19 protein-coding genes are annotated in these 18494 nt (G+C 61.7%); 11 read left to right on the top strand and 8 right to left on the bottom strand.

Annotation, left to right across the window (positions count from 1 at the left end):
* Nucleotides 1-34 precede the first annotated feature (34 nt).
* From HF916_RS10415 to HF916_RS10405, 3 genes are read left to right on the top strand one after another with little or no spacing between them, the layout of a single operon-like run.
* Entirely contained in the window at nucleotides 35-1294 is a 1260-nt protein-coding gene (locus HF916_RS10415; protein ID WP_168787991.1) for a site-specific integrase, read from the top strand.
* Complete coding sequence (locus HF916_RS10410) at nucleotides 1291-2238, top strand: tyrosine-type recombinase/integrase (protein ID WP_168787992.1); 948 nt, start codon at nucleotides 1291-1293, stop codon at nucleotides 2236-2238. The genes HF916_RS10415 and HF916_RS10410 overlap by 4 nt, the downstream gene beginning before the upstream one ends.
* Entirely contained in the window at nucleotides 2231-3247 is a 1017-nt protein-coding gene (locus HF916_RS10405) for a site-specific integrase (RefSeq protein WP_168787993.1), read from the top strand. The genes HF916_RS10410 and HF916_RS10405 overlap by 8 nt, the downstream gene beginning before the upstream one ends.
* On the opposite strand, the gene HF916_RS10400 is transcribed toward HF916_RS10405, so the two are convergent.
* From HF916_RS10400 to HF916_RS10380, 5 genes are all read right to left on the bottom strand, one after another.
* Complete coding sequence (locus tag HF916_RS10400; protein WP_168788487.1) at nucleotides 3248-3919, bottom strand: tyrosine-type recombinase/integrase; 672 nt, start codon at nucleotides 3917-3919, stop codon at nucleotides 3248-3250.
* On the bottom strand, nucleotides 3916-4860 hold the full coding sequence (locus tag HF916_RS10395) for a tyrosine-type recombinase/integrase (protein ID WP_168787615.1): 945 nt from the start codon (nucleotides 4858-4860) through the stop codon (nucleotides 3916-3918). The genes HF916_RS10400 and HF916_RS10395 overlap by 4 nt, the downstream gene beginning before the upstream one ends.
* Nucleotides 4857-6095: a site-specific integrase gene (locus HF916_RS10390; RefSeq protein WP_168787614.1), complete on the bottom strand. Its 1239-nt coding sequence runs from the start codon at nucleotides 6093-6095 to the stop codon at nucleotides 4857-4859. Before HF916_RS10390 ends, HF916_RS10395 begins: the two co-directional genes overlap by 4 nt.
* A 134-nt stretch (nucleotides 6096-6229) precedes the next feature.
* On the bottom strand, nucleotides 6230-6529 hold the full coding sequence (locus tag HF916_RS10385) for a hypothetical protein (protein WP_168788749.1): 300 nt from the start codon (nucleotides 6527-6529) through the stop codon (nucleotides 6230-6232).
* Nucleotides 6529-7101 (bottom strand): cysteine hydrolase family protein, encoded by a 573-nt coding sequence (locus HF916_RS10380; protein WP_168788748.1) that lies wholly within the window; start codon nucleotides 7099-7101, stop codon nucleotides 6529-6531. Before HF916_RS10380 ends, HF916_RS10385 begins: the two co-directional genes overlap by 1 nt.
* On the opposite strand from HF916_RS10380, the gene HF916_RS10375 reads away from it, so the two are divergent.
* A complete protein-coding gene (locus tag HF916_RS10375) occupies nucleotides 7085-7405 on the top strand; it encodes a hypothetical protein (RefSeq protein ID WP_168788747.1) in 321 nt (106 codons plus the stop codon). The two genes, HF916_RS10380 and HF916_RS10375, sit on opposite strands and share 17 nt — an antisense overlap.
* A gap of 310 nt (nucleotides 7406-7715) precedes the next feature.
* On the opposite strand, the gene HF916_RS10370 is transcribed toward HF916_RS10375, so the two are convergent.
* On the bottom strand, nucleotides 7716-8045 hold the full coding sequence (locus HF916_RS10370) for a hypothetical protein (protein WP_168788746.1): 330 nt from the start codon (nucleotides 8043-8045) through the stop codon (nucleotides 7716-7718).
* Nucleotides 8046-8295: 250 nt separating this feature from the next.
* On the opposite strand from HF916_RS10370, the gene HF916_RS10365 reads away from it, so the two are divergent.
* Genes HF916_RS10365 through leuD form a run of 3 tightly spaced genes read left to right on the top strand, consistent with a single transcriptional unit; the run spans nucleotide 8296 to nucleotide 11216 of the window.
* A complete protein-coding gene (locus HF916_RS10365) occupies nucleotides 8296-9264 on the top strand; it encodes an isocitrate lyase/PEP mutase family protein (protein WP_240975228.1) in 969 nt (322 codons plus the stop codon).
* Entirely contained in the window at nucleotides 9203-10612 is a 1410-nt protein-coding gene (leuC, locus tag HF916_RS10360; RefSeq protein ID WP_168788745.1) for a 3-isopropylmalate dehydratase large subunit, read from the top strand. The genes HF916_RS10365 and leuC overlap by 62 nt, the downstream gene beginning before the upstream one ends.
* Nucleotides 10605-11216: a 3-isopropylmalate dehydratase small subunit gene (gene leuD / locus HF916_RS10355; protein ID WP_168788744.1), complete on the top strand. Its 612-nt coding sequence runs from the start codon at nucleotides 10605-10607 to the stop codon at nucleotides 11214-11216. The genes leuC and leuD overlap by 8 nt, the downstream gene beginning before the upstream one ends.
* Nucleotides 11217-11247: 31 nt before the next feature.
* Here the strand turns inward: leuD and HF916_RS10350 are convergent, their stop codons facing one another.
* Nucleotides 11248-12096, bottom strand: a complete 849-nt coding sequence (locus HF916_RS10350) for a GntR family transcriptional regulator (protein ID WP_168788743.1) — start codon at nucleotides 12094-12096, stop codon at nucleotides 11248-11250.
* A 156-nt stretch (nucleotides 12097-12252) separates the two neighbouring features.
* Between HF916_RS10350 and HF916_RS10345 the strand changes: the two genes are divergently transcribed.
* The 4 genes from HF916_RS10345 to HF916_RS10330 all read left to right on the top strand — a co-directional run bounded on the left by HF916_RS10345 (nucleotide 12253) and on the right by HF916_RS10330 (nucleotide 17397).
* Nucleotides 12253-13710, top strand: coding sequence for an MmgE/PrpD family protein (locus HF916_RS10345; protein WP_168788742.1), 1458 nt, complete (start codon nucleotides 12253-12255; stop codon nucleotides 13708-13710).
* Between the two features lie 81 nt (nucleotides 13711-13791).
* Nucleotides 13792-15246 (top strand): MFS transporter, encoded by a 1455-nt coding sequence (locus HF916_RS10340; protein ID WP_168788741.1) that lies wholly within the window; start codon nucleotides 13792-13794, stop codon nucleotides 15244-15246.
* Between the two features lie 196 nt (nucleotides 15247-15442).
* Nucleotides 15443-15922: a DUF305 domain-containing protein gene (locus HF916_RS10335; RefSeq protein ID WP_168789103.1), complete on the top strand. Its 480-nt coding sequence runs from the start codon at nucleotides 15443-15445 to the stop codon at nucleotides 15920-15922.
* Nucleotides 15919-17397, top strand: coding sequence for a YncE family protein (locus tag HF916_RS10330; protein ID WP_168788740.1), 1479 nt, complete (start codon nucleotides 15919-15921; stop codon nucleotides 17395-17397). The genes HF916_RS10335 and HF916_RS10330 overlap by 4 nt, the downstream gene beginning before the upstream one ends.
* Nucleotides 17398-17810: 413 nt before the next feature.
* On the opposite strand, the gene HF916_RS10325 is transcribed toward HF916_RS10330, so the two are convergent.
* On the bottom strand, nucleotides 17811-18122 hold the full coding sequence (locus HF916_RS10325; protein WP_168788739.1) for a DUF4148 domain-containing protein: 312 nt from the start codon (nucleotides 18120-18122) through the stop codon (nucleotides 17811-17813).
* Nucleotides 18123-18494: the final 372 nt, after the last annotated feature.

Genomic DNA, 18494 nt, shown 5'->3' with positions numbered 1-18494 from the left:
GGTCGACAAGTTCGGCTTTTTGAGGAGGGGTATCATGAACAGCGACTTCGCGTTACCGCAGCGGACCCGGGCATGGTTGACGGACGGCGTGCTCAAACCCAGCTATCAAGCCTATTCGACGTATTTGATTGGGCGCGGATATTCGTCGTGGAGCGTCCGGAAGTATTTGTGCTGCGTCGCGCACTTTGCTTATTGGCTGCGCAAGCGACGCATCAAACTCAGTCAGATTGACGAAGCGCTGATCCGCTATTTTCTGGATGAACACCTGCCTCAGTGCGACTGCCCATTGCGCACGCCAAGAAGCAGGAACCATATCGGGTCGGCCTTAAAGCATCTGCTTGTCGTGCTGCGCCAGAGGGCGGACATACGCCATCAGCCCGACTTCACACCCCGTCTGATACGGGAGGAGATCAGGGAATTTGACGCACACCTTGACCAGGTCTGCGGGCTGGCCGCATCTACGAGAAGGTTGCGTACACGCATCGTACGGACGTTCCTGTCGGAGCGATTCGGTGCATCGAGAATCACTATGGCACAGGTCAAACCGGAACATGTTCATCGATTTGTAGTCAGCCACCTCGAAGGATGCAAGCCGAGCACCGGCAAAGTCCTTGGGAGTGCACTACGGAGCTACTTGCATTTCCGAGGAATGCACGGAGATCACGTCCGGTGCCTTATTGCCGCGATTCCACAAATCGCCCAGTGGCGGTTCGCATCGTTACCAGACTCGCTATGTGAGGCGGAGCTGGAACGGTTTCTTAACGCATTCGATCGCAAATCCGCGATCGGCCGCAGAGACTACGCAATGGCCCGGTGTATGGTCGACCTGGGACTACGCGCCGGCGAAGTCGCTTCGCTACAGCTGGACGACCTGAACTGGCACGACGGGACGTTGCGGTTATCAGCAGGCAAGGCGCGGCGAACAGATGTGCTTCCGTTGCCGCCCCGGACCGGGCGCGCAATTGCTCAATACCTGACTGACGGGCGCCCGGTCTCCGATAGCCGGGCGGTATTTCTGCGGCATCGCGCTCCACTTACCGAACCCGTCGGCTCGAGCGTCGTTCGCAATACCGTCCGTGCCGCTCATGCGCGATGCGGCAGCGATCCACGCTGCAGGGGAACCCATGTATTGCGGCACAGCGTAGGCAGTCGGCTGATTAACGCTGGAGTCCCTATGAAGGAAATCGCCGATATCCTTCGACACCGCAGCCTCGATACTACCGCGATTTACACCACGGTCGATATCAGGAGCCTTGCCAAGGTCGCGCTGCCCTGGCCGGGGAGCGAATCATGAAACGTTCAGTGAGAATGCTATCGCTCGCCGAGGACTACCTTGCGTCAAGACGCCGCCTTGGTTTTGACCTGCGGTGTACGGGACGCCGGCTTCTTGATTTTGCCTGCTTTGCCGACCGGATCGGCCACCAGGGGCCGCTCACCGTAAAACTGGCAGCGTCCTGGGCTCGATCTGCATCAAGTCAGGTGCCCTTTACCTGGGCGCGTCGGATTGAGATCGTTCGCCCGTTCGCAAGGTATCTCCAGCAATTTGACCCTGCCACCGAAGTTCCTCCGCTTTATCTTTTCGGCCGAGCCCATCGCCGTTTGACACCGCACATCTATGCCGATGAGGAGATCCGGGAACTGCTGGCCGCTGCTTCGACGTTGCCCTCGAAGGAGAAACTGCGGCCCGTGACCTACTCAACCCTGTTCGGGCTGATCGCGGCCACCGGACTGCGGATTTCTGAGGCGCTTAACCTGAGGCGCGCAGACGTCGACCTCGATCAAGGCCTGCTGATGATTCGGGTAACGAAGTATCGTAAGTCCCGCGTCGTTCCACTTCATCAAACGGTCGTGCGAGCACTTGCACACTATGTAGAGCTGCGGGATCGCGATTGGCCCATCACGCTAAGCGATCACTTCTTCATCGTGCACGGAAGCAGCATGAAGATCAGTACCGTTGAGGAGGTCTTCAGTTCCTTGCGTTCGCAGTTGGGATGGGTCGCCCGTGGTGATCATCCGGCTCCACGCATCCACAATCTGAGGCACTCGTTTATCTGCCGAAGGGTGTTGCTCTGGTACCAGCAAGGGGTGGACGTCGACAACGCAATGATCATGCTTTCGACTTACGTAGGGCATGCCAAGGTGACCGACACCTACTGGTATCTAACGGGCATCCCGGAACTGATGGCAATTGCGGCTCAGCGCTTCGAGCACTTTACAGAAGGAGTCTGTCATGTCTAAAAGGCAAAGCCATTGTTCGTCGTCGAACTTCGCCGCGCTGCTACAGGAATTCTTCGTTGAGCGGCTAATGCAACAACGGGCAGTCAGCCCGCAGACGATAGCCAGTTATCGGGATACCTTTCGACTATTCCTTCAGTTTGCTCAGGCGCGTCTGCATAAGTCGCCTGTCGAGCTGGCGTTAGCAGACATCAACGTGGATCTGGTGCTGGCCTTCCTTCGTCATCTGGAGGACAACCGGCATAATTGCGCGCGCACCCGGAATTCGCGGCTTGTTGCCATCCGTTCATTTCTGAAGTACGCAGCCCTCAAGGATATTTCTTCGCTGGCTGTTATCCAAAGCACTCTAGCTATCCCAATGAAGCGCTTCGACAGGCCGCTCATCGGCCACCTGTCGCGTGACGAGATCGAGGCACTACTCGCCGCACCCGACCCCAACACCTGGTGCGGGCAGCGGGACCGGGTACTGTTTGCAACGCTATACAATACTGGCGCACGCGTTTCCGAACTGATCGGTCTGCGGGTGGGTGACGTCGTTCTGGATAAGGCGCCCTGTGCACATATCCACGGCAAAGGCCGGAAACAGCGCACCGTACCGTTGTGGCGCTCAACCGCGAGCCAAATCAGAAGCTGGTTGCCGCGGATCCGGTCATCGCCTGATCAGATTCTGTTTCCGAATCGCTCGGGGAACCCGATGACGCGATCCAACGTTACGGATCGGCTCAAACTCGCAGCGCGGACAGCCACCAGGCAATGCCCTCAACTATCAAGCCATCCCATTTCACCGCATGTCATCCGGCACTCGACTGGGACTCATCTGCTGCAATCGGGCGTTGACCTGAGTGTCATTGCACTGTGGCTTGGACACGAAAGCCCAGCGACTACTCACATGTACGTCGAGGCCGACCTCGCGATGAAGGAGCGTGCGCTCAATACTTTGCAACCACCTCACAGCAGAATCGCGCGATATCGACCGCCCGATCGCTTGATGCAGTTCCTGGAAAGCTTGTAATTATGCGCAGTTCACACCACGGATCCGCCATCCACAGCCCATCGCAGAAGAACGAATTGGCGTCTGTGGCGCGGAACTGCGCATATTCCCGAGATCGTCATAGTTCCGACCCTTTCCGATTACCCTCACGTGTGCGCCGGTGCCAAGCACCACATCCTCGCGATTGAGTCCCGTCATCTCGGACAGGCGCAGACCGGTCTGTACCGCGACCAATAGAAAGGCGTGGTCGCGCCGGCCAGACCACGTGCCTTGATCAGGCGCGGCAAGCAAGGCGTCGACTTCTGGATGCGTCAGAAAGTGAATCAGCGTACGGGTGAAGCGCTTGCTGGGGATGGCAAGCACCCGTTGGATCTGGGCGGCATGGTCTGGTGCTTCGTAAGCGGCGTAGCGAAAGAAAGAGTGAATCGCCGCGAGGCGCAGATTTCTGGTGCGAACACTAACGCCCTGGTTCTTCTCAATTTCGTCCAGGAACGCGACGATCAGAGGAGTATCGATGTCTTCGAGGTTTAGCTGCGACGGTGACTTATGCAGGCGCTGCTGCACGAACTTAAGGAATTGACGATAGGAATCGCGATAGGCACCGATGGTGTGAGGACTCGCCTGACGCTCTTGCATCAGGCGCTGCGTGAAGAACCGCTCCAGTAACGGAGCAAAGGTGGCAGCTTTATTCATGGCCGGTCCTCCCAGAGTTGTTCGAGCCGGCGCATCGCCTCGCGCATCAGTTCAGGCGAGCCGTTCAGATACCACTGGGTATCCGCGACGTGAGCATGGCCGAGGTAGGCTGACAGGATGGGCAGACGGCGCTCCGGGTCATCTCCAGACTTGTACCAGCGCACAAGTGCGTTCGTCGCGAAAACGTGTCTCATGTCGTGCAGACGCGGCCCGCGACTGTCGGATGCCCCGCGCAAACCAATCTGTCGCGACAATGAATAAAAAGTGCGATGGATCTCACCGACATCCATCCTGTTACCCCAACTGGAAACAAAGAGATAGGGGGATACCGGTCGACCCGCCCAGTGATGCTCACGCCGCGTGATGTAGTCCGCGAGCACCTTGCATGTCGAGGCATGCAAAGGAATGAGTCTGGTCTTTCCGAGCTTCGCGCCTCGGATCGTCAATATCGCCTCCGTCAGATCCACATCCTGAAGTTCGAGATTGCGCACTTCACCCAGGCGCATGCCCGTCACGCTCAACAGCCCGAACAGGCAATGATAGGTCCAGGGCAGCAGTGCACCCCGTTCATAGTGGTATGGCATCTGCAGCGCCGCCTGTAGCAGGCTACGGATCTCGGCGGCCGAGTATAGGTACGGCCGAGCCCGCTTCGGTCGAAATGGCAATAAACCCGGTGCGGGTATTTCCGTGCGGGGATCGGTAGCACTACGATATCGCGCGAACCCACGCAACCAGCTCATTCGTTGCGCCCAGCGGTCGGGCTGGACATTTGCGGGTTGCCGAGCCCAGGCGAGGGCCAACGTCTGCGTAATGTAAGAAGCTCGATGCTGTTCCATGAACGCGACGAAATCTGGTAGCGCCGTGCTCTCCTCCCTCAATTTGAATCCCAGGCTATGCCTCAGATCGAGGTAATCCTGAACAGCCTGCCGAAGCGCGTTCATCGTACACCTCCGGGCCAGGGCAACGCGAGTTCACGCAATGCTTTGATGTCGACCCGAGTGTAGATCATCGTGCTCTGTGGGTGACGATGACCCAACACCTCGCCAATCTCGCTGAGCGAAGCTCCATGGTTCAGCATCTGGGTAGCCAGTCCGTGGCGAAACTGATGGGCACCCGTTGTGGGCGCGTCGATGCCAGCGCGCTTAAGTGCACGCCGAACGACGCAGCCGAGACCACTTGGCCCACGAAAGCCGGTGATGTGCGCGCGTGCACGTAAAAATACGCGGCGACTGGCGCTCTTCGGCCGCCCATGTTGCAAGTAGGCGGCGATGGCTTTGCCGACGTCCGCAGGTAAGGGTAGCTCGATGCGTTGTCCACCCTTGGTGCGCACGCTCAGTTGACCTGCGTCCCAGTCAATATCATCGAGCTCGAGGAAGACCACCTCACTGGAGCGCAACCCCAATCGCGCGAGCACCAGCAGGATCGCGTAGTCGCGACGACCGACTGCAGTCCGTCGATCGATGCTATCCAGCAACTTCCGTGTCTGGTCTGCTGAGATTCCCCGGGGAATTGACGGCATCGACCAGTTGGCGACCACGGGCACGGCGGCAGCGAGGTCCAGCGTAATGTCGCCGCGATAGCGCAAATAGCGCAGAAAGGATCGCAGGGCAGTGGTCATAATCTTCGCCTGTTTTAAATGCAGTCGTGGCGCCTGAACTTGCACAAAGTGCACGACATCGGCCGCACGTAGTTTCGATAGCATGACCTTCCCGTCGCCGAAACGATGTTTGAGAAACTCTCGGACGAACGGCACGTAATGAATGATTGTGGCTCTGGCGAGAGCTTGAATATTGCGCAAGTACTCCTCGTACTCCTGTACACACCGCTCAGCTGGCGAAATCCGAATTGTTGCCATCTGCTCAGGCGGAACCACGCCTTCGCCACGAAGAAAATCAATAAGCTGTCTGAGCGCTGCCCGATCATCGTTGCGAGGCTGGAAATGCAGGGCACGATAGCGTAAATATCGTGTTGCGTGATCGAGGCCGATATCCCGTACTTCGACACCTCTCTGTTTAAGCCATCGACTGAAACATGCGGCGATCCGGACCTTCCGTTTCAGGGACCACACGTTGTAACCCTGCGCGCTGATGGAGTTGGCAAAGGATGATAAATGGGCTGCGAGTGGACCTTCAGGTTCTCGCGAGAGAACGACCTGATCATGAATGATGTACTTCACGACGAACTCCTTCCCCGACCTGGGGAGCGGGTGGAAGGAGCCCAGATTATCTCTATCCCGCGTTGCGCATTTGCCCGGGAATACGCGCTATCACGCGGCTACAAGACATAACCCGGAAGGGTACATAGTGCCGCTTATCTACCCAGCGATATAAGCGTCACAGTTTCGCGACGCACCTGCTCGAACAGAAGGTCGACATCCGCGTAATCCAGGTGCTGCGCAGTGCCGTGAAGCAGTACTCCCAGTGGCTTAAGATCGAGTCGATCCTCGACTATCATGGTCGCAATCGCAAGAAGCGAAACCTCGATCCATAGTGGATCCGCCATCACCACTGACAGAGTCAAGAAGGGCAGCAGCACGATCGCGGCCCTCAAGAGCGCCCAGCCCTTGATTTCTCCGGCGAGCTGGACAGGCAACGGAACATTTCCCTGCATCAAAGGCTTTCCATTTCACTAACCGTAATGATCTGCGCAATGGCGGACATCAGCTTCATGGACGTCTGATGTTCCGTGTCGTCGACCGCAGCGCAGGCGTCCTCCGTGATGCAGACCTGATAGTCCCTGTCATGGGCATCACGTGCAGTAGCCTGCACAGCCCACGAACTGCTCACGCCGGCAACGACCAGCCGCTCGATCCTGTTTGCCCGTAATGCGGCATCAAGGCCTGTTGCGTAAAAGGCGCTGATGCGCGGTTTCACTATGACCAGGTGGTTTCCGGAGACCTTGAGTTCGGGGTGGAACTCGGTACCGTGCTCGCCGAGCTTCAGTGCACCAAACCGATCTGCGCGCCCGAACATCGGAGATTGCTTGGGTTGGTCGAGATAGTGCGGGTCGAACCCGACCTTGACCAGCACGCGCAACCATCCCTTTGCTTCCGCGATGGCGAGCGCGCGGTTTGCCTTGCTGATCACATCTCGCTGCGCAGCGTGCGCGGCCGAGCGGGCAATTTTTCCGTCTGGATGCATGATGTCGACGATGTAGTCAAGGCCAATGAATGCGGTGTTCATACTCTCTCCTTCTGCGGTGGGTTTGACGATGGGTGTTCAAAATTGGCGATGCGTTCCAGCAGGGTCCCTGCATCAACCAGAGCTGCTGCTCCGTGCGATTCAGGCAGACGCCTATGACCGCCGCAATCCATTGCTCGCGACGCATCTGTTCACCGCTCAGGGCGGCGTGATCCCGGATGCTCAGCCTCACACGAGTCTTGCGGCGGTCATAGGCGTCGGCCTGATGCTCAATGAGCGCATCGGCTTCCAGGTGCGCAAAAGCGCAGCTAGATTGGGACGACCGCAATTGCTCCAATGTTGCTAGCTGCGAAGGGGTAGCCTCTCCTGCCAGGCGATCGATGGCGCCCAGCAGGGCAAGGCGGGCAGTGACAACGAGCTGCCTTCCGCTTCCGGCGCACCCGGCGGACGATGCTCATGAAAATCTGTCCGCGCAAGCGAGTGACATCAATAGGGTTCTGCTCATGAAATTTATTACATGGTAGATATATAGACATAACAATAGGGCGTCCGTCATCTCTAAAAGGGTGTCGTTTGGTCCATGTGCAGGGCTCAAGTCCAAACCGGGATCGAACGATGCTAAGCCGACGCGACTTCCAGGAATGATCCGTTGACGCTCAGGCCTCTTCCGGTCGGTTGCCGCCGTTGAAACGGCCAAACCGACGCGCAAGGTAAAGACTCAGTAGCAATGCGCCAAGGGCCGCAGCCAACATGTCGATCCCCGCTCGAACATCGAAATTTCCCACGCGGCACAGCAGCAAATAGCCCGCGAGCAGGTTGACGAACCCCCAGCACACGTTTGCCGTCGACGACGAGTTTCCCTTCCCGCGCGGCCTCGCGAACGGCGTCTGAAATGCACGGCCCATCAGGCCGCTGACGCAATGCGGCACCGCATTGGCCAGACAGGCGCCGCCGAGGCACCACAGAACGAGATCAAGCACTTGCATGCAACAACTCCTCGAAATTAAAGGGGGCGCGACTTGCACTATTCGATATAGCCAAAAGGCTGGTCCATTTCACCGTCGATGTAGCGGCACGCGCCGACGCCACGACAGATCCCGAGTAAACCCTCCTTCAAACATCCTGTTGTTATGCTACTATAACAACAAGACAAGAAGCGAGCGATAATTATGCGCGACCGGCAGTGCACCTCCGCACGGGTCTTCCCGCTTCACCGATACGCCGAGGAGGCGCACCTTGAATCTTCCCCCTTCCATTCGTGCGCTGCTGAAGCGCCCGCAGTTGATTGTCGCGCCGGGCGTCTACGACGCCCTGACCGCAAAGCTTGCCGAACAGGCTGGCTTCGCAGCGGTCTACATGACTGGCGCGGGTACCGCGGCCGCACGCGGCTTTCCCGATTTTGGCCTGCTGACGATGTCGGAGATGGTCGACAACGCCGGCGTGATTGCCCGCAGCGTTGACGTGCCGGTGATCGCCGACGCGGACACCGGCTTTGGCAACGAGCTGAACGTCACGCGAGCGATCCGCGAGTACGCGATGCGTGGCGTGTCCGCGGTACACATCGAAGATCAGGTCATGCCCAAGCGCTGCGGCCATCTAGACGGCAAGGAAGTGGTGTCGCGCGACGACTTCATCGCGAACATCCGGGCCGCGTCGGCGGCACGCGAAGATCGCGACTTCACGCTGATCGCCCGTACCGATGCGCGTGCGGTGCTCGGCCTCGACGAAGCAGTGTGGCGCGCGAACGCCGCACTCGAAGCCGGCGCGGACGTGGCGTTCGTCGAGGCGCTGCAGGACCTGGACGAAGTCGCCGCCGTGCCGCGCAAAGTGGCTGGCCCGTGCCTGCTCAATCTGGTGCGCGGCGGCAAGACCCCCGATATTTGCTTGACGGATGTTCAGGAGATGGGCTACCGCATCGCCATCCTGCCGAGCCTGCTGCTCAGCACGGTGTACGAAGCATGCGATCAGGCGCTCGCGACGCTGCGCGACACGCAGAAGCCGCCGTCATCGCTCGGCGCGCCAAGCGTGCGCGCGCTTCCAGCGCATGGGCGCGGACCACTGGGACGCACTGCGCGCGCGCTTTCGCGATCCGGTGCCGGAGCCGAAAGGCCCCGCTGCATCGGCGCGTTGATGGAGGCACACCGTGATCGCAAAAACGCTTTTCGACAAGCTCTGGGACGCGCATGTCATCGAACAGGCCGATGACGGCTGGGCCCTGCTGCACATCGACCGCAATCTTCTGCATGACCTGTCGGGCAATGCTGGTCTCGCCGCGCTGGCCGAGCGCGGCTTGCAGGTGCGCCACCCCGAGATGGCGTTCGCGACGCCCGACCACGCGATCTCGAGTGCGCCGAACCGCGCCAGCGAAGCCGGTACGATCGGCGCAACGCTCCGCGCGCGGCTTAAATCGGCGACACAGGAAAACGGTATCCGCCTGTTCGACGTCGGCGAGATCGGGCAGGGCATCGTACACGTGATGTCGCCGGAACTCGGTCTCACGCTGCCCGGCGTCACGTTGGTCTGCGGCGACAGCCATACCTGCACGAACGGCGGGCTCGGCGCATTGGCGTTCGGCATCGGTTCGTCGGAAGTGCTGCACGTGCTCGCGACGCAAACACTATGGCAGCGCAAGCCAAAGACGATGCGCGTGAACTTCGCGGGTGGGCTTGCGCGCGGCGTGTTCGCGAAGGACCTCATCCTGTTCCTGATCGGGCATCTGGGGGCGCATGCGGGCACTGGCTTCGCGGTCGAATACGCGGGTTCGGCGATCGCCGCAATGAACGTGGAGGGGCGCATGACGATCTGCAATCTGTCCATCGAGATGGGCGCGAAGATCGGCCTGGTTGCGCCGGACGACAAGACCATCGCCTGGCTGCAAGGCCGACGCTATGCGCCTCGCGGCGACGCATGGGACACCGCGGTAGAGGCGTGGCGCGCGTTACCGTCGGACGCGGATGCGCGCTTCGATCGCGAAGTCACAATCGACGCCGCCGCGATCGCCCCGATGATGACGTGGGGCACGAGTCCGGAGCACGTGATACCAGTCGACAGCGTCGTACCCGATCCAGCCGGCGCACCCGATGCCGCGCATCGCGACGCGTGGCAGGACGCGCTCGACTACATGGGCTTGCGCGCCGGCCAGCCGCTCGCGGGTACCAGAGTCGACTGGGTGTTCATCGGTTCGTGTGCGAATTCGCGGCTGTCGGATCTGCGCGACGCCGCGGCCCTCGCGAAAGGACAGCGCATCGCGAAAGGCGTCAACGCATGGGTCGTGCCGGGCTCGGAAGCGGTCAAGCGCGAGGCCGAGGCCGAAGGTCTCGACGACGTGTTCCGCTCGGCCGGCTTCGAATGGCGCGAGCCGGGCTGCAGTATGTGCGTCGCCGCGAACGGCGAGACCGTGCCGTCGGGCGCCCGCTGCGTATCGACGTCAAACCGCAATTTCGTCGGCCGTCAGGGACCGGGCGCGCGCACTCACCTCGCGAGTCCGCAAAGTGCGGTAGCAGCCGCGATCGCCGGCGCGATCGTCGACGTAAGGGAGTTTTTGCATGGATAAGGTTAGCGTGGTCACCGGCGTGGCGGCGCCGCTGCTGCGCACGAACATCGATACCGACACGATCATCCGCATCGAGCGGCTCACACAAGAGCCACGCGACCAGCTCGGCCACTTCGCGCTCGAAACGCTGCGCCTGCGCCACGACGGCAGCGAGAATCCGGATTGCGTGCTGAACCAGCCGCCGTTCCGCGATGCGCGCATTCTGCTTGCAGGCGAGAACTTCGGCTGCGGCTCGTCGCGCGAGGGCGCGGTATGGGCACTGATGGCGATGGGCGTGCGCTGCGTGATCTCACCCAGCTTCGGCGAGATTTTCTACAACAATTGCTTCCCGAACGGCATGCTGCCGGTGCGGCTTTCCGCTGAAGCAATCGCGACACTCGCAGAGGGCGCGGCGTCGCGCGACGTGACCGTCGATCTGCCAGCGCAGACCGTCAGCGCTGGCGAAGCCCGGTTTGGTTTCGACATCGAGCCGATGCGGCGCGATGCGCTGCTCGAAGGGCTCGACGACATCAGCCGCACGCTCGTCCTACGCCCGCGCATCGAGGCGTGGCAGCGCAACGACCGGCTCCTGCGGCCGTGGATGTGGTCGGTGCTCGATGCCTGACGCCATGCGACCCACCGTGCGGCCTCATCGTCTAGCGCCTCGCCGGTGCGCGCTTCTTTGCGGCGGCCGAAGGACGCGGCACGTCGTGCACCAGTTGGCCGGTGCGCAGCGTGTTCATCGAGTCAGCCATCATGTCGACGACAATGCGGCTGTGCTCGGGGTTGACCGTCAGCGTCAGATGCTGCACCGGCGTGCGCGCGCCGTCGTAGACGATGCGGGAAAGCCGCAGCAGCGGCACGCCGACTTCAGTATCGAGCCAGCGCGCGAAAGTCGGGTCGGCGGCAAACGCCGTCACTTCCTGGATCACCCGGCCGAACTCGATACCCTGGTTGAGCAGGATCTCGTACATCGCCTGCTTCTTCAGCCTCGCCGCGGTAATCGACTTCGCGAACTGCTCCGGCACCCACGCATCGGACACCATCACGGGCACGTCGCCGATGCGCCGCAGACGCATGGCGTGAACCGCCTGGACATCGGGCGCCAGATGCATCTGCTGCGCGATCGTCGGTGGTGGCACGGTCTTTTCGACACTGAGCACCTCGACGCGCGTTTCCTCGGCGCTCTTGTGCAACGCTTCGACGAAGTTGAGCGTCGCAGCTTCCCGTGCGGCGGGCAGATCGGACGAAACAAACGTGCCGAGCCCTTGCTTGCGCCGCAGATATCCCGCTGCCTCGAGATCGTCCAGGGCGCGCCGCACGGTGATGCGCGACACGCCGAAGTAGTTGCACAGGTCCTCTTCGGTGGGAATCAGGCTGTCGGGCGGATAGCGGCCGGTGACGATGCGTTCGCGCAGCACGAGGAACATCTGCCGGTGCAGGGAGGTGCCCTTGGTACGGGGCAAAGGCTGGGTAACGGGTGCGGAACTGGCGGGTGCGGACATCGGAATCGTGGATCGACTGGATATGCACATTATGACATGTCGTTATAACAACGTGATCGGATTCCCGACACTGATCCGTGCACGTGACACGCAATCTCTAAATGGCTGCCATTGTGATTAGTTCAATTCGTATTACATTCTGCGAGGAAGCTTGATATGGCACTCCCCACCCAGTCGAACAGCCTCTCGACGCATGCCGGCGCTCCCACCGATCCGAACGGCCCGACCGGCCGGCTCGCCGCGTGGCTCGCGTCCGTCTCCGCCGACGACATCCCCGCGCACGTGCTGGAGCGTGCGAAGCACCTGTCGCTCGACGGCATCGGCTACGCGTTGGTCGGCGCCCAGCTGCCGTGGTCGAGCAAAGCCGTCGAGCTGGTGTGCGCGATCGAAGACGGCGAGCGTGCGACGCTGATCGGCCGCGGCCAGCGTACGAGCGCGCCCGCCGCCGCGTTGCTCAATGGGACCTTCATTCAGGGCTTCGAACTCGACGATTTCCATCCGCTCGCGCCGCTGCACGCCGCATCCGTCGTGCTGCCTTCTATGTTCGCGACCGCCGAGCTGCTCGGCGGCACCACGGGCGCCGAATTCCTGCTCGCGGCCACCTGCGGCTACGAAGTCGGGCCGCGGGTCGGGCTCGCGCTGCACGGGTCCGAAATGCTGTCGCGCGGCTGGCACTCGGGCGCCGTGTTCGGCACGCACGCCAGCGCCGCGGCGGCCGGCAAGCTGCGCGGCCTGTCGGCCGCTTCATTCGAAGATGCGTTAGGACTCGCCGGCACGCAATCTGGCGGGTTAATGGCCGCGCAGTTCGAGGCGATGTCCAAGCGTATGCACCATGGCTTCGCCGCGCGCGCCGGACTGTACGCGGCGACGCTCGCACACGGCGGCTATTCCGGCATCAAGCGCGTGTTCGAACGCGAATACGGCGGCTTCCTGTCGACTTTCGGCGAAGGGCACTCACCCGATGCACTACAGGTGTGCGGCCAGCTCGGCGACAGGTGGGAGACCGAGGCGTACATCATCAAGCCGTATGCCGCGATGGGCGCGCTGCTAGCCCCGATTGGCGCGATGCTCGAACTGCGCGAACGCCGGCGCTTCCGGCCCGACGACATCGAAGCGATCGAACTCGATTGCGCGAGCGCGGCGTTCCATCATGGCGGCTGGCAGGCCGAGCGGCCGCTCACGCCAATCGGAGCGCAGATGAACATGGCATACGCCGTCGCGGTCGCGGCGCTCGACGGCGCCGCGCTGATGAACCAGTTCCGTCCCGAGCGGATCAACGCCGACGACGTGTGGGCGTTCATGCGCAAGATTGCCGTACGCCATGAAACCGCGTTCGACGTGGACGGCCCGCTCGCGCGCGGCGCCGTGCTGATGCGCGTGACCTTCGCCGACGGTAGCTGTGAAGAGAAGCTGCTGCGGCATCCGCGCGGACAGCGCATCGAGCCGATGTCGAATCACGACATCGTCGAGAAGTTTCGCGCGCTGACCGGTGGCATTGTCGGGCCGGCGCGTCAACGCGAGATCGAATCGTTGGTGCTGAACATCGAGCGCCTAGCCGATGTACGTGTGCTGATCGACGTGCTCGCGCCGCCGGTCGAGAACGCGATGGCCTAGCGGCGGCCCCGCAGGCCGCAACGACACCCACCCACCTACCTAACGATTTCCACCCGGACTTGACCGGGACTGGAGGAGCACATGTCATCGACACATCATGCCCTGGGCAACATTGACTGCCGCTGCGCGAGCGCGGCGCCACTCCCGGCCGACGAGGCACAGGAAACCACCGGACTCATTGGCGCACGGCTCGACCGGCTACCCGCGACGCGGGCGATCTGGTCGCTGGTCGTGCTGATCTCGCTCGGCGGTTTCTTTGAGTTTTACGAGTTGTTCGCGACCGCGTACATTGCGCCAGGCATCGTTCGCTCTGGCGTGCTGCATGCGACGTCGAATAATTTTCTCAGCCTCGACAGCGTCGCCAGCTTCATTGCTGCCGCGTTTCTCGGCCTGCTGATCGGCACACTGATGTTCGGCACCGTCGCCGACCGGCTGGGCCGGCGCTCGGTATTCACGCTGTCGCTGTTGTGGTACACAGCGTCGGCCGCCATCATGGCGTTCCAGACCACGCCGCTCGGCCTGAACTTCTGGCGTCTGATGGTCGGCATCGGCCTTGGCGTCGAGCTCGTGACCATCGACAGTTACCTTAGCGAACTGGTACCAAAACACGTGCGCGGCCGTGCGTTCGCGTTGAATCAGCTCGTCACGTATCTGGCGGTGCCGGTCATCGCGTGCCTCGCGTGGCGTCTCGTACCACTGTCGCCGTTCGGCTTCGACGGCTGGCGCTGGGTTGTGCTAATCGGTTCAGTCGGCGCGGTTGCGGTCTGGGTGATCCGGTTGCGCGTGCCAGAAAGCCCGCGCTGGCTCGCCGCGCGCGGCCGCCACGACGAAGCGAACGCGGTGATGGAAGCGCTCGAGGCGCGAGTCGCGCGCGAATCAGGTGCACCGCTGCCCTCGCCTGCAGCAGAAACTGGAGAGATCGTCGAACTGGGAAGCCTGGGCGAAATCTTTCGTCCGCCGTATCGCTCGCGCACGCTGATGCTGTCCGTCTTTCACGTGTTCCAGACGGTCGGGCTCTACGGCTTTTCGAACTGGGTGCCGACCTTCCTGATGCATCAGGGTCTCGCAGTGACGGCGAGCCTCGCGTATACGCTTGGTATCACGCTGGTCATGCCGTTCGGGCCGCTAATCGCGATGTGGTACGGCGATCGCGTCGAGCGCAAATGGCAGATCGTTGGCTCGGCGCTGCTGGTGGCCGTCGCCGGACTGTGTTTTGCGCAATCGCGCACACCTGGCCTGACCGTGCTGACCGGCGCACTGGTGACGCTCGGTGCGACAACGCTGTCGTACAACTTCCACGCCTATCAGTCGGAACTCTATCCAACGCGAGTGCGGGCGCGTGCGATCGGCTTCGTCTATGCGTGGAGCCGGCTGTCCGGAATCTTCAGCGGCTTTCTGATCGCCTATGCGCTGCGCGGCGGTGGTGTGTCGGCAGCGCTTCTGCTGATCGCCGCTTGCATGGGCATCGATGCGCTGGTTGTCGGCGTGCTGGGACCGGCGACACGCGGGCGATCGCTGGAGTCGATTTCGCAGTAGGCTTTGCAAAGGACACCGCTTGCGCACGGCGCCGAAGGTCGCGTGCGTCCTGGCGCACTGCCCGGAGATTGTCTGCGCCGTCGCAACCTTCACACCGCATCAAAAGCGGCCCCGAAACATCGCATCCGATGCGTTGATACCGGAAAAAGACCGCGACCACGCGATCCCATCCGGTTTGCGTACAGGAATTCCGCCCATGCGTTCCTTTCTTCGCCCGCTCAAACGCTCGTCGTTTGTACTCGTTGCCCTCGCGGCGACAGTGGGCACATCTGCTGTCGCGTTTGCCGCTAGCCCCGCCGGCACGAGTGCCGAAGAGGCACCCTTCCTCGCCGAAAACGACAAGGCGATGACGAAGATGATGGACGACATGTCCATCAAGCCGACAGGCGACGTCGATCGGGACTTCGTGGCGATGATGGTGCCGCACCATCAGGGCGCAATTGACATGGCGCAGGCCGAGCTGCGCTATGGACACAATGAGCAACTGCGCCGCATCGCCCAGGAAATCGTGGTCGAGCAGCAGCAGGAAATCGTCGCGATGCGGCTCGCGCTGGGCCAGACGCTGCCGGCGCCCGCCCCTGCACCCGACCAGCCGACGCCCGCATCCCCGCCCGCGCCGGCACACTCGATGTCTCATGACACCACTCACATGAGCATGCAAAAGGAGCCTCAATGAAACCCACGTCCATCGCGGTTACCGCCTTTGCGGTCATCACCCTCACCGCAGCGCAGTCTGTGCTGGCTGGCCAGGCGCCAGGTTTACTGGCCGATCCAGACATCCCGGTCAGCCACCATGATCGCGTGTACGCGGCCGAGCAGTTCTCCAACACGGTCTCCGTGACCGATCCTGCGGACAACCACCTGGTCGGTGTCATTCGACTCGGCGATCCGGCGCCCGCCAACTTCAGCCCGCTGTACCGCGGCCAGGTGCTCGTGCACGGCATGGGCTTCTCGCCGGACCACCACACGCTCGCAGTCGTGTCGATCGGCTCCAATTCCGTCACGTTCATCGACACACAGACGAACGCGATCAGGCATGTCGCCTACGTCGGCCGCTCCCCGCACGAGGCGTTCTTCACGCCGGACGGCAAGGAGGTCTGGGTGACCGTGCGCGGGGAAAACTATGTCGACGTCCTTGACGGCAAGACTTTTGAAGAAAAGACGCGCATTACCGTTCCCGCGGGCCCCGGCATGCAGATCTTTTCTCCGGACGGCAAGTATGGATACGTGTGTTCGTCGTTCAATCCGGAGACCGAGGTAATCTCGGTAGCCGACCACAAGATTGTCGGCAAGGTCACACAGGCGAGCCCGTTCTGCCCTGACCTCGCGGCGACGCCGGACGGCAAGCAGGTCTGGTTCACGCTGAAGGATGTGGGCAAGACCCAGGTGTTCGATGCACGTCCGCCCTTTGCGTTGCTGAAGACGATCGACACGGGTCCGATCACCAATCACGTCAACATCGTGCACAACGCAAATGGGATGTTTGCCTACGTGACCGTGGGCGGCCTAAATCAGGTGAAGGTTTTCCGGACCGACGACTTCTCGCAGGTCGCGACGATTCCGGTCGGCAACCTGCCGCATGGCATCTGGCCGTCAGGCGACGGCAGCCGGGTTTATGTGGGCCTGGAGAACGCCGACGGCATGACCGCGATCGATACGCTGACCAACAAGGTCATCGCCAACGTGCCGATCGGGCAGGCGCCGCAGGCAGTGACCTACGTGCCGAACGCCGTGCCGGAGGGCGATGGCACTCAGAACACACAACCGCTCGGATTGGCGGGGCAGACCATCCATCTCGCGCTGATGCCCGTTGGCACGGGCAAACCGGGGGGCGCCGCGAGCGCCCCCACCACCGTCACTCTGTTCGATCAGGGACTGGTACAGGTTCTCCAGGCTGCCGTCACCGGGCTGCAGCCGAAGCAGGCCTACGTGCTGGGTTTCTCGGACAAACCCGATGGCACCGGCAATGTGGAACCGCTCGCGAACTTCACGACGAACCCGGCCGGCGCTGCGATTGTCAATGCGCTGGGCCAGATTCGCCAGGTAGTTGCACCGGGGGGAAGCACGGAAGGCGACAGGCGCCGCTATCTCGTAATCGCTCCGCAAGTATCGGGTAAGCCGGGCGCGGTGGTCCAGGTGCAGCCGCTTTAAAAGAGCTTATCCCTGACACTGCGTGCGTTCCGGCTCACGCGCTCGCCGCCACCGCGAGGACAACGTAAGGAATTCTTAGTCGGCGACACCGTTGGTTTCACCGACAAACCAAAGCACTAACTTCCGAGAAGGAACGAGCAACGCTCGAACAGTTCGGCCGCCTCTAAAAGACATACTTCTGCCCGTTTTTGTGGACAGTGCTAAGAATGGCTGTCTGGTACCGAGTGTCAACGATCTTGGCAGCGACGTCGACCGGCCGAAGTTGGCCGACCTCGGTCCGAGACATACCTCGAACGTTGAAAAGGAGAGCCGTGGGGCGGTCTGCAGCCCACGGGATCAGCGCTGCGCTGCAATGCGACGCGCGGTTGCTGCGCGCTAAGTCTGAGGAGGTCCGTAGTGGCTCCGGGGGCTTCTCACTTGGGTTGCAACTGCTTGCACTCCGTTTCGAACCAATGGTCGACCAGGCGCTGCGCCGCGTGTAGATTCGCTGGGTAGTGTGGGTCGTTGTGCCACGGTGACGGGTTGTAGCCCGCTTTCCTCAGGGCCGAAAGCTCGCTTTGGTGCTGCGACTTCGTCCGAGGCGCGTTGCTTCTAATTGCGGCCAGGTCACGGCACTCCGTTGGGCTCAGATGTGTCCCGCTATGTGGCGCGCCGGCGGCGGCATATCCAGTCAGCAGGAGCGCCAACGCAGCAAGCGTCGAGCAGTTTCTCGTGAGGTTTTCCATAGCGCATCTCCACCCGTCCGATTGGTGCGACGCGAACGGTGCGATGCCGCCGGTCGCGCGTGACTTCCGCGTTTATTTTGCCTTAGTCCAGTCCTCGGAAGAAGGCGCACTGTACAAAGAGAACGATCGCCGACCGAGAGTTTTATGCGAAAGGCATCAACCGACCCACTGCCGTCGGTCAGGCCCTTGCCACCTCAGCGGCAGGTTACGGGGTGGAGCGGTCACCCGTGCTTGGCTGCGGTCAAACAATTCTCCGCCATTGCTGACATCCAGCACATCGGGAAGCAGCCGTTAGGCGACGACCGGTTCAGTCGGCATGCACTTCGTAAGGGGCCGGTAATCCCCTCTCGACCGAAGCGGTGTAATTCAGCT

The organism is Paraburkholderia aromaticivorans (genome assembly GCF_012689525.1).
GTDB lineage: Bacteria > Pseudomonadota > Gammaproteobacteria > Burkholderiales > Burkholderiaceae > Paraburkholderia > Paraburkholderia aromaticivorans_A.
Note: the sequence above shows the minus strand (reverse complement) of the source record. Positions and strands in the feature narration are given on the sequence as shown.

What these genes read in the sequence shown, in the direction of transcription:
- HF916_RS10405 (WP_168787993.1), top strand. Translation starts at nt 2,231, where the DNA reads ATGTCTAAAAGGCAAAGCCATTGTTCGTCGTCGAACTTCGCCGCGCTG.
- HF916_RS10335 (WP_168789103.1), top strand. Translation starts at nt 15,443, where the DNA reads ATGCGTTCCTTTCTTCGCCCGCTCAAACGCTCGTCGTTTGTACTCGTT.
- HF916_RS10395 (WP_168787615.1), bottom strand. Translation starts at nt 4,860, where the DNA reads ATGAACGCGCTTCGGCAGGCTGTTCAGGATTACCTCGATCTGAGGCAT.
- leuD (WP_168788744.1), top strand. Translation starts at nt 10,605, where the DNA reads ATGGATAAGGTTAGCGTGGTCACCGGCGTGGCGGCGCCGCTGCTGCGC.
- HF916_RS10385 (WP_168788749.1), bottom strand. Translation starts at nt 6,529, where the DNA reads ATGCAGGGAAATGTTCCGTTGCCTGTCCAGCTCGCCGGAGAAATCAAG.
- HF916_RS10400 (WP_168788487.1), bottom strand. Translation starts at nt 3,919, where the DNA reads ATGAATAAAGCTGCCACCTTTGCTCCGTTACTGGAGCGGTTCTTCACG.
- HF916_RS10415 (WP_168787991.1), top strand. Translation starts at nt 35, where the DNA reads ATGAACAGCGACTTCGCGTTACCGCAGCGGACCCGGGCATGGTTGACG.
- HF916_RS10350 (WP_168788743.1), bottom strand. Translation starts at nt 12,096, where the DNA reads ATGTCCGCACCCGCCAGTTCCGCACCCGTTACCCAGCCTTTGCCCCGT.
- HF916_RS10370 (WP_168788746.1), bottom strand. Translation starts at nt 8,045, where the DNA reads ATGCAAGTGCTTGATCTCGTTCTGTGGTGCCTCGGCGGCGCCTGTCTG.
- HF916_RS10330 (WP_168788740.1), top strand. Translation starts at nt 15,919, where the DNA reads ATGAAACCCACGTCCATCGCGGTTACCGCCTTTGCGGTCATCACCCTC.
- HF916_RS10380 (WP_168788748.1), bottom strand. Translation starts at nt 7,101, where the DNA reads ATGAACACCGCATTCATTGGCCTTGACTACATCGTCGACATCATGCAT.
- HF916_RS10375 (WP_168788747.1), top strand. Translation starts at nt 7,085, where the DNA reads ATGAATGCGGTGTTCATACTCTCTCCTTCTGCGGTGGGTTTGACGATG.
- HF916_RS10340 (WP_168788741.1), top strand. Translation starts at nt 13,792, where the DNA reads ATGTCATCGACACATCATGCCCTGGGCAACATTGACTGCCGCTGCGCG.
- HF916_RS10410 (WP_168787992.1), top strand. Translation starts at nt 1,291, where the DNA reads ATGAAACGTTCAGTGAGAATGCTATCGCTCGCCGAGGACTACCTTGCG.
- HF916_RS10345 (WP_168788742.1), top strand. Translation starts at nt 12,253, where the DNA reads ATGGCACTCCCCACCCAGTCGAACAGCCTCTCGACGCATGCCGGCGCT.
- HF916_RS10325 (WP_168788739.1), bottom strand. Translation starts at nt 18,122, where the DNA reads ATGGAAAACCTCACGAGAAACTGCTCGACGCTTGCTGCGTTGGCGCTC.